General features: G+C 45.1%; 10 protein-coding genes and 1 pseudogene. 3 read left to right on the top strand and 8 right to left on the bottom strand.

Annotated features, from left to right (window positions below; genetic code table 11):
- The first annotated feature begins 78 nt into the window (after positions 1 to 78).
- A complete protein-coding gene (locus BN1234_RS22210) occupies positions 79 to 4,239 on the top strand; it encodes an S-layer homology domain-containing protein (RefSeq protein WP_054955720.1) in 4,161 nt (1,386 codons plus the stop codon).
- A gap of 107 nt (positions 4,240 to 4,346) precedes the next feature.
- On the opposite strand, the gene BN1234_RS05820 is transcribed toward BN1234_RS22210, so the two are convergent.
- From BN1234_RS05820 to BN1234_RS05800, 6 genes and pseudogenes are all read right to left on the bottom strand, one after another.
- The gene (locus BN1234_RS05820; protein WP_082423113.1) at positions 4,347 to 4,934 is read right to left on the bottom strand and encodes a winged helix DNA-binding domain-containing protein; all 588 of its coding nucleotides are present in this window, start codon (positions 4,932 to 4,934) and stop codon (positions 4,347 to 4,349) included.
- A 227-nt stretch (positions 4,935 to 5,161) separates the two neighbouring features.
- Positions 5,162 to 7,126: an elongation factor G gene (locus BN1234_RS05815; protein WP_054955719.1), complete on the bottom strand. Its 1,965-nt coding sequence runs from the start codon at positions 7,124 to 7,126 to the stop codon at positions 5,162 to 5,164.
- Between the two features lie 101 nt (positions 7,127 to 7,227).
- Complete coding sequence (locus BN1234_RS05810; RefSeq protein WP_054955718.1) at positions 7,228 to 8,019, bottom strand: FxLYD domain-containing protein; 792 nt, start codon at positions 8,017 to 8,019, stop codon at positions 7,228 to 7,230.
- A 50-nt stretch (positions 8,020 to 8,069) separates the two neighbouring features.
- A pseudogene (locus BN1234_RS22205) lies at positions 8,070 to 8,201 on the bottom strand (catalase); the annotation flags it as partial.
- A 268-nt stretch (positions 8,202 to 8,469) separates the two neighbouring features.
- On the bottom strand, positions 8,470 to 10,098 hold the full coding sequence (locus tag BN1234_RS05805; protein ID WP_054955717.1) for a catalase: 1,629 nt from the start codon (positions 10,096 to 10,098) through the stop codon (positions 8,470 to 8,472).
- Positions 10,099 to 10,464: 366 nt separating this feature from the next.
- A complete protein-coding gene (locus tag BN1234_RS05800) occupies positions 10,465 to 11,037 on the bottom strand; it encodes a Crp/Fnr family transcriptional regulator (protein ID WP_054955716.1) in 573 nt (190 codons plus the stop codon).
- Between the two features lie 115 nt (positions 11,038 to 11,152).
- On the opposite strand from BN1234_RS05800, the gene BN1234_RS05795 reads away from it, so the two are divergent.
- The gene (locus BN1234_RS05795) at positions 11,153 to 12,115 is read left to right on the top strand and encodes an NAD(P)-dependent alcohol dehydrogenase (RefSeq protein ID WP_054955715.1); all 963 of its coding nucleotides are present in this window, start codon (positions 11,153 to 11,155) and stop codon (positions 12,113 to 12,115) included.
- A gap of 9 nt (positions 12,116 to 12,124) precedes the next feature.
- Here the strand turns inward: BN1234_RS05795 and BN1234_RS05790 are convergent, their stop codons facing one another.
- Both BN1234_RS05790 and csaA read right to left on the bottom strand, forming a co-directional pair.
- The gene (locus tag BN1234_RS05790; RefSeq protein ID WP_245640102.1) at positions 12,125 to 12,685 is read right to left on the bottom strand and encodes a phosphotransferase; all 561 of its coding nucleotides are present in this window, start codon (positions 12,683 to 12,685) and stop codon (positions 12,125 to 12,127) included.
- The gene (gene csaA / locus BN1234_RS05785; RefSeq protein WP_054955714.1) at positions 12,678 to 13,010 is read right to left on the bottom strand and encodes a chaperone CsaA; all 333 of its coding nucleotides are present in this window, start codon (positions 13,008 to 13,010) and stop codon (positions 12,678 to 12,680) included. The genes BN1234_RS05790 and csaA overlap by 8 nt, the downstream gene beginning before the upstream one ends.
- A 344-nt stretch (positions 13,011 to 13,354) precedes the next feature.
- Between csaA and BN1234_RS05780 the strand changes: the two genes are divergently transcribed.
- A complete protein-coding gene (locus BN1234_RS05780) occupies positions 13,355 to 15,067 on the top strand; it encodes a methyl-accepting chemotaxis protein (protein WP_170307992.1) in 1,713 nt (570 codons plus the stop codon).
- The last annotated feature ends 2 nt before the right edge of the window (positions 15,068 to 15,069 follow it).

Below are 15,069 nucleotides of genomic sequence, written 5' to 3'. Positions count from 1 at the left end.
GGTGCAGTGGGACTATTTTTATATTTCCTGGGTCATCTCCAGGTCAACATTGTTTTTACATCAAAGGAGGAGAGCAGCATGAAGAGCAGTACCGTACTTCGCCGGAAATGGAAGGAATACATCTCATGTCTTTGTATCCTGACAATTCTGTGCGGTTTTTTCCCTGTTCCCGCTCTGGCAGCATCTGAAGATACTGCCCTGCAACCAGGTGAAATTGCCCTCGACAAAACCGCAACCAAAGTTGAGGGGACTGATAATGAGTGGGAGATTACCCTCACTGCCGAAGGGGCTAACCACAACATTGGAGTTGCGAGTGATGTTGTATTGGTTATGGACAAATCAGGCAGTATGCAGGACAACGACAAATTTGAAAAGGCACAAGAAGCAGCTAAACTATTGGTGAATAAGCTTCTTGCAGAAGGTTCTCAATCGCGGGTGGCATTAGTAACATTTGACAGCGAGGCAGGTGTTGCTAATTCTGATTCACCATTTTACGGTGCTGATCAACTTGACGGTATCATCCAGAAATTAAATACGATAAAAAGACCAAATGGAGGAACCAATATTCAAGAAGGTATTTATGCAGCACGTACTATCTTGAGCCAAAGCTCCTCTGAGAATAAAGTGATCGTCCTGCTAAGTGACGGTGCACCAACTTACAGCTTTCCTGCATCTAATGCAGAAGCATATTCTTGGCCCGATGGAAAATATGATTTCACCTTAAGCAATTTTAATTATGATCACTCTGCTCGTATTGGAGACGGCTCTCATTATGAGCTTAAAACGGATTACTGGCACAACGAAGAATATCCGGTTGGTGAATACGTCGTAAAAGATAACGGTATTGCAACCCTTTCTGAAGCGAAGCTGGCAGCTGATGCCGGCATTAAGACTTTCTCCGTTGGACTTAGCGTTCCAGCGGGAGGTGATGCAGAATATGTCCTCAAGAACAGTGCAGTCGCAGATGGCTACCACTCAGCCGAACCTGAGGAACTAAATGAAGTATTCTCTGCCATTGCCAGCAAGATCCTGAGCGCAGCCAGAGATTCTTACGTGATTGACCCGGTAGGTGAGATGTTCAACTTAAAGCTTGAAAATAATCAATTAGCCGGTTACATCGCTGATCCGGATCGCGTGACGCTGACTAGCAGCGATAATTCGGAAACTCTCGATACCATTCGCTGGGATATCGGAGATCTGAAGGAAGGTCACACTGCAACACTTACCTATACCGTAAGCATGGACTTGAGCAAGTTCCCGAACCTGTTCGAGGACTATCCTACGAATAAGACAACTACACTGTTTTATAAAGATGTTAATAATAACGATGCAACCAAGGATTTCCCTATCCCTACCGCAAATTACGGTAAAGGATCAATCATTATCAAGGGGTATAAGGCAAATGCCCAAGGGCAACCTCTGAAAGGCACAGAAGTTGTAGCAAACTGGGAAGATGCAGATATTCTCTACCATGATTATATGAAAGTTAATGACAAGCCTGGATTGGAAATCGGCAACACATACGAAGTAAGCGTACCAGTAGTTGATGGCTATAAGCATGTTCCTCTTGATTCCGATAAAAAAGAGGTTACGCTTACTCAAGATCATCCGTATGAAACGATCTATTTTGCTTTTACACAATCTCAAAAGCTTACCGTTAAACATATGGCTGATGGCGAAGCTATTATCGCTCCAACAGTTACCCATGAGGCAATTGGAGCTGACATTTCTGCAGCAGTCAGCCAAGACGTGCTGAAGATGGGATATGCCTACAGCAATGTAACCATCACTCCAGAAGATGCTCTCAAAGCCGATGATAAAGGTAATGTGACCGGTCAGATGCCTGAAACAGAAGTCACAATTACTTACAACTATGTGAAAGAACATACATTTACTGTTCAACACATGGCGAATGGCAAACCAATTATCGATTCAACGGTTACTAATAAGCCAATTGGGGCTGAGATTTCTGAAGCAGTCAGCCAGGAAGTGCTGGATAAGGGATATATTTTCGACAATGTAACCATCGAGCCTGAAAATGCTCTCAAAGCCGATGATAAAGGTAATGTTACTGGTCAGATGCCTGCAGGAGAAGTTACTGTCACCTACAACTACACCAAAGTATATGACTTTACCGTTAAACACATGGCTGGTGACGAAGAGCTTGCCACTTCAACGGTTTCCAAACTGCCAGAGGGTAAAGACATTTCTGCAGCAGTCAGTCAAGATGTGCTGGATCAGGGTTATGCCTACATTAACGTAACCATCGATCCTGAAGATACTGTTCTAAACGTTGATGAAGAAGGTAATGTGACAGGTAATATGCCTGCGGGAGAAGTCACTGTTACTTTCAACTATGTGAAGAAACAAACACTTACTGTACAGCACGTGGCTAATGGCCAACCAATTATCAAACCAGAGGTTTCAAATTTGCCACCTGGAACTGATATTTCTGCGGCAGTAAGCCAGGAAGTACTGGATCAAGGATATATTTTCGACAATGTAACCATCGAGCCTGAAGGTGCTCTGAACATTGATGAGCATAGTAATGTAAGTGGTAAAATGCCTGCAGCGGGAGTCATTGTTACTTACAACTACACCAAAGTATATGACTTTACCGTGAAGCACATGGATGGTGACAAAGAACTTGCCACTCCAGCAGTTTCCCAATTGCCAGAGGGCAAAGACATTTCTGCAGCAGTCAGTCAAGATGTGCTGGATCAAGGTTATGCTTACATCAACGTAACCATCGATCCTGAAGATACTGCTCTGACCGTTGATGAAGAAGGTAATGTGACAGGTAATATGCCTGCAAATGCAGTCACTGTTACTTTTAACTATGTGAAGAAACAAACACTTACTGTACAACACGTGGCTAATGGCCAACCAATTATCAAACCAGAGGTTTCAAATTTGCCACCTGGAACTGATATTTCTGCGGCAGTAAGCCAGGAAGTGCTGGATCAAGGATATATTTTCGACAATGTAACCATCGAGCCTGAAGGTGCTCTGAACATTGATGAGCATAGTAATGTAAGTGGTAAAATGCCCGCAGCGGGAGTCATTGTTACTTACAACTACACGAAGGTGTATGACTTTACTGTGAAGCACATGGATGGTGACAAAGAACTTGCCACTCCAGCAGTTTCCCAATTGCCAGAAGGCAAAGAAATTACTACAGCAGTCAGCCAGGAAGTACTGGATCAGGGTTATATTTTCAGCGGTGTAACTATCACTCCTGAAAAAGCTCTAAACGCTGATGATAAAGGTAATGTAACAGGTAATATGCCTGCAAATGCAGTCACTGTTACTTATAACTACACGAAAGTATATGACTTTACTGTGAAGCACATGGATGGTGACGAAGAACTTGCCACTCCAGCAGTTTCCCAATTGCCAGAGGGCGAGGACATTACTGCAGCGATCAGCCAGGAAGTACTGGATCAGGGTTATATTTTCAACAATGTAACCATCACTCCTGAGAATGTTCTTAACATTGATGAGAATAGTAATGTAAGTGGTCAGATGCCTGCAGAAGCAGTCACTATTACTTACAACTACACGGTGAAACCAGTGTTAAATAAAGAAGACCACTATGACTACATTAGTGGTTATCCGGACGGCACTGTAAGACCAGAGAATGAGATCACCCGTGAAGAAGTTGCTGCCATCTTCTATCGTCTGTTGGAAGAAACGAGCCGTGATGCACTTTACGACACCACTAATCCTTTCTCGGATATGAAAGTGACGAACTGGTCGAACAAGCATGTATCCACACTGGAAAACGGAGGCATTCTCTCAGGCTACAAAGACGGCACATTCCGACCTACCCACTCTATTACAAGAGCAGAATTCGCGGTAATCGCTGCCCGATTTGACGATCTTGACTTGACTGAGAACACGATGTTCTCCGATATCAGCGGCCACTGGGCAGAGAAATACATCGCATCGTCTGCGAATAAAGGTTGGATTAAGGGCTATCCAGACGGTACCTTCAAGCCGAATGAATACATTACACGTGCAGAGGCTATGTGCCTGATCAATAATGTATTGAACCGCAAGGTAACCGAAGAAGGCGTCCTTGCCGATACTAAACCATGGCCTGACAATACGAAGGACAAGTGGTATTACTATGATGTCATCGAAGCCACTCACCATCACATCTATACCCGCAATGAAGATGGTACAGAAACTTGGGTAGAAATTAAACCCGACTATGAGTACCGTAACATGAAATAAACTATAGTAACAGCAAACTCCTTTCCGACTGTACAGTCGGGGAGGAGTTTTTTTATTCGGAGCAATGCTCATCTCCATTGTAAAAGCTCCTGTTTCCCTTTCAATGGTCAGTGATAAATTATCTCCGAGGCACCCCCATGCGTACCTGCAAATCGAAGCAAACGAATCCCCTCCTCAGACAAGGCATCTTGATCTTGTCTGGAGAGAACGCGAAATGGTTCTATATGCAGAACAGCATGATCACGACTGCTCGTCAGCTTCCAGCTTCCAGCGACGAAACCATCGACGAGAATGGCGGCACGGATAATTCCATTCGATGTAAAAAGACGTTTACGGTATGACTCATCCATGATTCGGCTGCGGTCCGCATAGGAAAGCAGCATATTATCGAACTCGCCAAGGAACCGCGGTGCAGATGGCGTATCGGCATCAGGCCTAGGTGCATCCGGCAGATCGAACAACTCCTCACCCCGTTCGTTTCGAAATGTGATCAGATGCGGACGAATAGACTTTATAACTTCAAGAATGCGTGTAAGCCCAGACCATGCCTGAATGTCCTTGACTGAAGCCGGTCCGAATGCAGCCAGGTATCTCCGAATGAGCCATTCAGGCTCGATTTCAGAGGATAAGGGCTGGCCTAACCAGGCTTCCATTGACGTATGTATGACGTTCACCAACTGGATTCGGCCTACCATATCTATGCCCCTATTAAAAAACTCCCCACGGATTCTGATCTGTAATGTTTACGCCAGCCTGTCGTTCTGTCCGCTCCCTTCATATCTCGAATTAGAATATTCTTATCTGCACATAAAATAACATAACGGGCTTCCCCCGACTTTCCACATCTTGCTGTAATTATGAACGACAAAAAATGCACCTCTCTCGAGGTGCATTCTTGCATGGAAATGTCCAATTAGGGCATTCAAGGTTCTAATTCCAGATGCATTTTAGCCTCCGCCTCATCCCATGGCACTGAGTAACCTGCCCCCTTGGCGCAAAAGATGGACGAGGATGTATACATGGGATCCGCTTCTTTGCGGTAGCCGATCCGCTCTATAACTTCCTCTGTATTATGGCATCGATCGTAGCCGCTGAACACACAGCGAATACTGCCGCGTCCATGCGTAAACGATGCAAATTCGGTACTGTAGTTCATGAAGGTCGATACAGGCGCCCTGCCCGTAATTACCGCTTGCGTTTCGTCCATATGCGGCGGATCAAAAGTACCTGAAGCACGCTGAATATCGGACAGCACCCTGCCCATGTCATCGATGGCTACCTTGATTTTGAAATCGTAATAAGGCTCCAGCAGTACATTGTCAGCCTTCTCCAGCCCCTGCCGCAGCGCTCGGAAGACAGCCTCACGAAAATCGCCGCCATGGGTATGCTCTTTATGCGCGCGGCCTCTCAGCAGCGTAATCTTTACATCGGTGACAGGCATACCGGTCAGCAGTCCGTGATGCTCCCGTTCGTAGAGATGATTCCGAATCAGATTCTGATAGCTGACGTTCAAATCATCGGGATGACATCTGCTATCGAACAGAATGCCGCTGCCCCGTTCTCCCGGTTCAATCAGCAGATGCACTTCTGCATAATGCCTTAGAGGTTCGAAGTGGCCGTACCCTTTCACAGCCGACTGAATCGTTTCCTTATACAAGATCTGCGGTTGTCCAAAAGAAATGGCAAAGCCAAATCGTTCCCCTACCAGCTGCTCCAGCACTTCCAGCTGAATCAATCCCATGACACGGATCGAAATCTCCTGTAATTTCTCATCCCAGACGACGTTCAGGGACGGCTCCTCCGCCTCCAGCGTGCGAAAAGCACCAAGCACCTTCTGTACATGTATCGAATTGTCGAATAGCACCTTCGATTGTAGCGTTGGCTCTGATTCGTAAGCTAACTTGTCTGATAGTAACCCAAGACCCTGTCCAGCCTCGGCGGCGGACAATCCGGCAACTGCAAACAAATCACCTGCGGCCACCTGCTCCACCGGCTGCGACTTGTAGCCGTTCAACAAGAAGATTTGTGTGACTTTCTCGTTATATTGAACCCCGCCGCTTATGTAGCCAAGCTGTTCCCTCACCTTCAGCCGACCACCGAGCGCCTTAATGAACGTGAGTCTCGTGCCGCCTGCATCGTGCCGGATTTTATATACCCGCCCTAGGAACGAAGCATTCTCGTCATAAGACGTTGTCGTCAGCAGATGCAGCTGATTCAGAAATTCCATAACGCCTGTATCCTGAAGCGCAGAGCCGTAAGCACATGGGAAGAGAAGACCCCCCGCTATCATCCTTTGCAGGGACTCCAGCCAGAATACGGGATCCTCTCTCCCCTCCAGGAACGCATCCAGCAAGGCTTCGTCGCGCTCCGCCATGGCCTCCCGCAGCGGCTCGCCGATGATGCCGTCAGTGAAGCCATCTGTAATGCCGCATACGTCCTCCGTTAACTGCTGACGGATATCCGCCTCGGTTCTGACTGCATCCGCGCCAATCCGGTCCGTCTTATTGATAAAGAAGAACGTCGGAATCTGATGCTTGCGCAGCAGCTGCCATACCGTCTCCGTATGGCCCTGGACACCTTCAACCGCACTTACAATCAGGATGGCATAATCAATAACCTGTATCGCCCGCTCCATTTCCGGGGAGAAATCGACGTGCCCGGGCGTGTCTATCAAATAATAGGTGTCTCCTTTATACTCCATGACTGCCTGATCTGCGAACACCGTAATGCCCCTTGCCCGCTCGATATCGTGGTTGTCCAGAAAGGCATCCTGGTGATCCACCCGCCCCCGCGACCGGATACTGTTCGTATGGTACAGCAGCTGTTCCGCAAAAGTTGTCTTACCTGCATCCACATGGGCGAACAGGCCAATGGTTAGTCGCTTCATCGAATCCCGCTTTCTATGTTCTTGTTGATGCTGATTATTTTATTAAAGCACAGAAATTGGGAGAAGCACATCTCTGGATCGAATAATCTGTTTATTTTCGATTATTGTTCCAGATTAACATGATCCAATGAGATCGATATCGTTTTCGTATCTTCTGGTGCCAGTATTAATTCTACCTTTTGTTTTGATCCTGGCGAGAAATTTTCCAGGTAAATTGAATCATTGCCAACTACAATTCCATCTTTATCTTTGTATTGAACCTCATAGCTTATTGAATCAAATTCAATATCAGAAGTATTTTCAACAATTGCTTTATACGTGATGTTGCCAAACTCACCTTTTGACTTTTCGAATGATATTTCTTGTCCTAGAGTTTCCGCGTACTTATTGGCATCGTTCTCTTTATTAATAACGGCTGCCTGTTCTTTAAAGTCTCTGTATGTTTGGTTATGTTCTTCATCAATCTTTACATGATATTCCTCAACCAATTTTATAAGTGCAGGTTTTCTTAATTTCTCTGATTCTTCACTATATGTAATTTGCAGTTCGTAATCCGTTGTTTTAAATGCTTCAATTTGTTTTTTTGCACCTTCAACATACTGACTGCCCGTTTCTTTTAAATCCTTATCTTCTACATTTGCTAGACTTTTTTCGATGCTCTCTAACTCAGCTTCTAGAATTTCAGCATTTTTTTCATAGTAAACTTCTTTAGAAAGCTTGTCGTCCAGCATATCCTGCGCAGTCCATCTTTTATTGATGGCCTTTCCAAATTCCTCGATAAATATATCATCTGGTGATGGCGGCTGTTCCGCTGTTTTTCCAGATTGATTGCTGCATCCAAGCATACTAATAACCAATAACATAATGAATAGGAAACTTGTTGTTTTTCTCATGTTGTATTCTCCCTTTTATGCTTCGCTTTATGTACAAACACCTAGTACTAATGAGAGGCTTTTTCAATAGAATGGTAATTCTGTAATGTAGTCCGCCCCCGACTGCCAGCGGTCTTGATGTTCTGATTATCCCTTACGGGATGGCCCTGCTGTGTTGTTAATATCCTACGATCGTCGTCCATAACGCTGTGCCTCCTTACGGTTTCTCATCATTTATTTACCCCTGCTCAGGGAAGTTATTCAGTTACCATTAACTACCTAACACGGCTCATGATAGATACAATTTCACAGCATATAACATAGAAAAAAGCGAGCACAATCCACCCGTGTGGCTGACCGCTCGCCTTCTAATGTTGGGTGTATGATACTCCCCGAAACCCCTCTAGCAACAAAAAGAAGGTCACCCTGTAGTCAACAGGGTAACCTTCTTCGCGATCATCATTAAATATATTAATATGGATCTGCTTCGTGGCTCTTTTTCACCGCGTCTTTTACCGCTTGATTAGCATCGATTGAGCCTTGGCCATATTTAGATTTACCCGCAGTACGGCCTGGAATCTTGTATTCCGTTTTCGTCTGCTCGATTTCTTTCATTTTCATTTCGATGCCTTCCTTCACGCGGCGACCATAGTCTTCATCGGCCTGCGTGAAGTGTTCAACCATGGCGTCTTGTATGCGTTTATCACATATCGCAAGCGCTTCGGACAGATTCTTGATCAATTCCTCGCGTTCCCAATCCTCAAAATTGCGGTACGTCTCACCCGCTTGACCGTAGTTGTTCGGGCGGTCGATCGGTTCACTCATTACCGCCGCATTGTAAGTAGGACGGTGTGGGGGACGATCCTCGTTACCTGCCTCCTGTAAGCCGCCAATCATGGACGGTTCATAGTTAATGTGCGGATTTTCTCCGGATTCTCTAGGGTCCCGGATATCCATTTGCCCCCGATGCTGATTCGAGCGAACCGGCACCTTCGGTGCATTCACAGGCAACTTCAGATAGTTGGCACCAACGCGATAGCGCTGCGTGTCGGAGTAGGAGAAGGTACGGCCCTGCAGCATTTTATCGTCAGAGAAGTCCATTCCGTCCACAAGAACTCCTGTGCCGAAAGCAGCCTGCTCAATTTCCGCATGGTAATCCACCGGATTGCGGTCCAGAACCATCCGGCCCACCGGCAGCCAAGGGAACTTATCTTCCGGCCACAGCTTGGTATCATCAAGCGGATCAAAATCAAGCTCCGGATGGTAACCATCCTCCATGATTTGTACGAAGAGCTCCCATTCCGGATAATCTCCGCGCTCAATGGCCTCGTATAAATCCTGCGTCGCATGAGCCACGTTCTTCGCTTGTATAGCGTCGGCATCCTCCTGGGTTAAATTGCGGATCCCCTGCTTAGGTTCCCAGTGATATTTCACCAGTACCGCCTCGCCCTTGTCATTTACCCACTTATAGGTGTTTACACCAGATCCCTGCATATGGCGGTAGGTTGCAGGAATCCCCCACGGGGAGAACAAGAATGTAATCATATGAGTAGCCTCAGGCGTGCGGGAAACGAAGTCAAACATCCGCTGAGGGTTAGCTATGTTCGAAGCCGGGTCTACCTTAAATGCATGGATCATATCGGGGAATTTCATCGCATCGCGAATGAAAAAGATTTTCAAATTGTTCCCCACCAGATCCCAGTTACCTTCCTCCGTATACATTTTTACAGCAAAACCACGCGGATCTCTTGCCGTCTCCGGCGAATCCTTCGCCCCTGCTACGGTAGAGAATCGAACCATTAACGGTGTCCGCTTTCCAGCCCCGGAAAATACTTTCGCACGTGTATATTTCTCTACGGGTTCGTCCCCAACCTTGCCGTAGGTTTCAAAATATCCGAATGCCCCTGTTCCACGAGCATGAACCACCCGCTCCGGAACCTCCTCCCGGTCGAAATGAGAGATTTTTTCAATAAAATGATAGTTCTCTAGTGTAGCCGGACCTCGATTGCCGACAGTCCTGATGTTCTGATTATCCTTTACAGGATGGCCTTGACGTGTTGTTAAGTTCTCACGCTGTACGTCTTTCTTCTCCTCAGTCATAACGTTGCCTCCTCAAAGTTTTCTCATTAACTAATTACCCCTGCTTACTAGATATATGCAGTTACCATCAACTACCTCTACGTCTGTATGCCGGCAAAATGAATAATGATAGAAGCTGGAGCACGTCCCTGTATTTCACCATTTACGATTCTGGTCGGTGTCCAATTACAAGATGTACATCAAAATTTATGACGATAAACAATCATTTATGTGTCCGATATAAGCTATTCACCGCTCTGTTTATAACCGTAAATTTAAAAGGACACCTGGGATGGTGTCCTTTCTTGTATATCCGGCTCTTGACTTAAGTCAATGCAAGGAAACATTTCTCCAGATACAATGATGGTGTTCGAACCAGATAAGCTCTTACTCGATTCTCTTCTTAATTCGGCTTAGCGACTCTGGAGTAATGCCGAGATAGCTAGCCAGTTGATGCTGGGGAACCCGGTCCATAAGAGAAGGGCGTTTCATTAGAAGTGTCTTGACGCGTTCTTCAGGCGAAGAAGCGATAAACGCAGCGAACTCCTCTTGGACGTGACTAAAGTTCTCCTCCACCATTCTGCGGGTCATGGATTCCAGTTGGGGGTGTTTGCTGTACATGTCCTTTTCCCGGCCCAGATCGCCAACGACCATTACCGAATCCTCTACGCATACGAAGGTGTAATCGGAGGACTTATCTGTCTTGTGATGATTAAAAATCGCAATGGCCTGCTCTTCAGTGTAGAAATTAGACGTGACCTCTCTGCCATCCTCATCGACCGAGTACTGCCTGACGCAGCCTTTCAAGATGAAATAGCATGCGGTAGGGATATCTCCCTGTTTAAACAAGATTGAGCCCTTCGCAAATGGCTCCACACGAATTTCGTTAACTATGGATTGCTGATCTTCATTGTTAAGAGAAGTCCATCTCGACATGTATTTGTACAGAATGTTTTCCATTATCCCTTACCCTCATCTCATGATCCGTCGTTACTTTCCTATCCATTTTCTAATGTGGGGAGCCTGTTGTAAATGCCTTTTTTGCAGTGAAATTACCTTTAGGAGGGAAAAAGCCATGAGAGCCATGGTTCAAATTTCGTACGGTTCACCGGAAGTCATTGTTATGCAGGAAGTCGCCAAGCCATCGCCTGAAAGCGATGAAATTCTCATACGTGTTCAAGCAGCTAAGGTAGGGCCGTCAGACTGCGCTTTTCGCAAGGGAAATCCGTTTATGATTAAACTGTTATACGGGCTATCCAAGCCCAAATACGCGGTAGGGGGAACTGAATTGGCTGGAGTGGTCGAAGAGGTTGGCAAGGACGTGCAGCATTTCAAGCCAGGGGATCGTGTGTTGGGAATGAGCGTGAAGAACTTCGGTGCTTTCGCTGATTATAAGTGCCTTCCCGAAAAGAGCCCGCTTGTGGTTATACCCGACAACCTTACCTATGAAGAAGCCGTTGGCGTCTGCGACGGAGGGGCCACCGCATTGACATTTCTAAGAGATAAGGCGAAATTACGAAAGGGGCAGAAAGTGCTGATATACGGGGCCTCAGGGGCCGTCGGTATCTACGCTGTACAATTAGCCAAACATTATGGCGCTGAAGTAACCGGTGTTTGCTCTGGTGCCAACGAAAGTATGGTAAGAAATGCAGGAGCAGATTTCGTTATCGATTATACACACGAAGACTTCACCAAGGCGGACAAAGCCTATGATGTTATTTTTGATGCCGTAGGCAAACGTTCCTTCCCGGCATGCAAGCATGTTCTTACGGCCAGGGGAATCTATCTAACTACCGAGCCCCAATTGTCTACCCTGCTGCAAATGATGCGGACATCTCTCTTTAAAGGCAAAAGAGCTGTTGTTGCAACAGCCGGACTTATGCAAAACAAAGCAAACCTGAGCTTCCTCATGGAGCTCGCCAGCAAAGGATCGCTGAATGCCGTCATCGACCGTCGATATCCTCTAGAGTCTCTGCCGGATGCACACAAATACGTAGAGACGGAACGTAAAAAGGGTAACGTGATCATTCAGTTCTAAAGTCCATCATCATTCTGACAATGCCAGTTCAAGCCAGGATTTTGCCTCATGGTACAAAACCGGGTTGTTTTCCGGCGTATAGTAAGCCAGCACTGCCACCGCCTGCGATACGACCCACCCGCGGGCTCTTGCCCACGTAGCGTCGTCGGTTGGAAGATACTCGCGGAACTCATCACGTGCCGCGGGCGAGTGCAATTTCCATGCGACCATGACATCACATGCAGGATCGCCTACGCCCATGGTGGCCCAATCGATCACACCCGTGATGCGTCCATTCCGCACAAGCCAGTTACGCATGTCAAAGTCGCCGTGATGCCAAACCGGCGGGCCGTTCCACGGAGGCGCAGCAAGTGCTGATTCCCACACGTCAGACACCGCAGGATCGCCATCGAACCGAGCCAGCCAGTACCGGAATTCCTCATCCCGCCGCGCCAAAGGAATACCCCGTCCCGGTGGGCCACCCGACGGATCAATTTGTTGCAGCGCTGCGATGAACGCCGCTAGATCGCGCGCTGCTTGAACCGCGTCAATCTCATCTACTGAAACCGATTCAGCCTTATTTTTACGCAATAGGAGTACCATTAGGTATCTCAGTATCTGGCTTTAATAGAATAACATCTCCTTTTTCCGGTACCCCTCCCAACACTAATACCTCCGATTTGAAACCCGCAATGCGCCGAGGAGGAAAATTGACGATTCCTATAATTTGCCTTCCTACAATCTCCTCAACCTTGTAACGCTTAGTTATTTGTGCACTTGAGGATTTAATCCCGATATCCGGTCCAAAATCAATCATAAGCTTTATCGCAGGGATCTTTGCTTCTTCAAAAAACTCCGCTTCCTTAATCGTTCCGACCCGAATATCCAGTGCTGCAAAATCATCGATCGTTGCCAACGTTTTGCCTCCTCCACTAAAGTCTTTAACCGCTCACGAAAATATCTCTCACGCTTTTCGGGCGAAGTTCAACCTCCACAATTCCTTATTTTTGTATATTATATCGAATGCACGTCTCCTGACAACTTATTAACAGGATCAACGTTCTATTATCAAGACACAACAGGTAAATTTCAGTAACTTTCTATATCCTGAAAAAAGCAGTTATGATATTATTGATTGGGTAATATTACCTAGTTCTTTTTACTCAGAAAGGAGCATGATTCTTCAAACTTAATGAAGTTGATTGGATTTTATTTGGAGAATATAAAAGGAGCTTATTTTCTATGACTAGGAATTTCAACATGTCTATTAGAGCAAAAATCTATTCTATTATCATTGTGGTAGTGGCAACAAATATCCTGCTAGGATTAACGGGTCTATACAATCTTCATAATGTCCAAGCCTCACTCGAGGAAAGTTTAGAAAGCAGAGCTAAAAATTTAAATCTATTACGTACGGTTGGTATCGATTTTCATCAAATGTACTTAGCCGAAAAAAACTTATACTTATATGAGCCAGGTACGGATGGATTTAAAGCACAATTAGAAGAGTATAATGGTCAAAAAGAAGATATTGAAGAGCGGTTCTCCACTTATTATTCTAATATCATAAATCTCCAGAATGAGGAGGAACTTGCTCAAACACATAAAAAACTGAAGGAAGATTATTTTGCCATATCCAACGAGATTGTAAAGTTACTATCTTCTTCTAATCCCAACGATCATGAGCAAGGTCTTTTACTCTCCCAATCAGAGGGGCTTAAAAAGTTTGAAGCCGCAGAAGAATCTTTGGATGTGATTGGTGACTTATATTTTGATGACAACGAAATCATGCTTAAGAATGTAAAAGAGGAATATTCTTTTCTCTTTATGATTACATGCATCATTATCATTCTATGTTTAATTGTAAGTACATATCTGGGGTTATTAGTTATACGGTCTATTAACCGTCCTATTCTCACATTGAAAAATAATGTGAAAAGGATGGCTGAGGGTGATTTAACAGTCGAGATAAAATCCTTCGCAAGTGACGAGTTAGGGGAATTATCTGCGGACTTTAATTTAATGGCCAATCAAACCAAACAATTACTATCGACAGTCAGAGATACCGTAGATAATCTTAGTGATTCCTCGCAACAGTTCAAATTAATCTCTGAAGAAACAAGTGAAACGGGGAGTAAAATCAGTAAAGAAATATCAGAAATTGCTGATGGGGTTATCAAGCAGGCCCTATTATCTGAAGCAACAGATCAAAGGATACTGGAGCTTTCAAATATTATAGATAAATTAAACAATAATAACATTCATATGGATCAGCTATCATCCCATGCAAAAATCGTTCTTCAAAAAGGTTTAGAAAAACTGAAGGACTTACAAGAACAATCAGAAACATCAACGGACGTTACCAAAGAGATCGTTCAAATGGTTCAAATCCTTGCAGAAAAAATGAAAAAAATCAGCTCTATTGTTGGAACATTAAATGAAATATCCAGCCAAACGAATTTACTGGCTCTGAATGCAAGCATTGAGGCAGCAAGGGCGGGCGAGTACGGAGTTGGATTCTCGGTAGTTGCATCTGAAGTGAAAAAATTAGCGGCACAATCTTCAATGGCTTCCAAACAGATAGAAGAAACCATCACTGCAATAGAACTGGACACTGTGAAAACTCTAGACTTAATGAATCAAACTGAACAGGTCAACAATAATCAAGGTCATATCGTAATAGAGACTAATGAAGCATTTAATACAATAAATGACACGATAAGTCATATCCTGCAGTCACTTGATGATATTAATAACGAAATTTCATCTGCAAATCGTATTAAGGAGGATGTTGTTAGCGCCATCTCGGATATTTCTAATGTCGCAAACGCCGTTTCCTCTAAGACTCAGTTAATCCATACTTCTGTTGATCAGCAGCATGAGGCATTTAGAAATCTTCAACAATCCGCTGAAATGTTAAATGAGCTGAGCGAAAAGTTAAACAAGATGATCCGCCGCTTCCACATTGGATAAAG

Origin of the sequence: Paenibacillus dakarensis (assembly GCF_001373415.1) — a bacterium.
GTDB classification, from domain to species: domain Bacteria; phylum Bacillota; class Bacilli; order Paenibacillales; family Paenibacillaceae; genus Paenibacillus_AQ; species Paenibacillus_AQ dakarensis.
The sequence above is the reverse complement of the archived record's forward strand: the minus strand, read 5'-3'. Positions and strand labels throughout refer to the sequence as shown.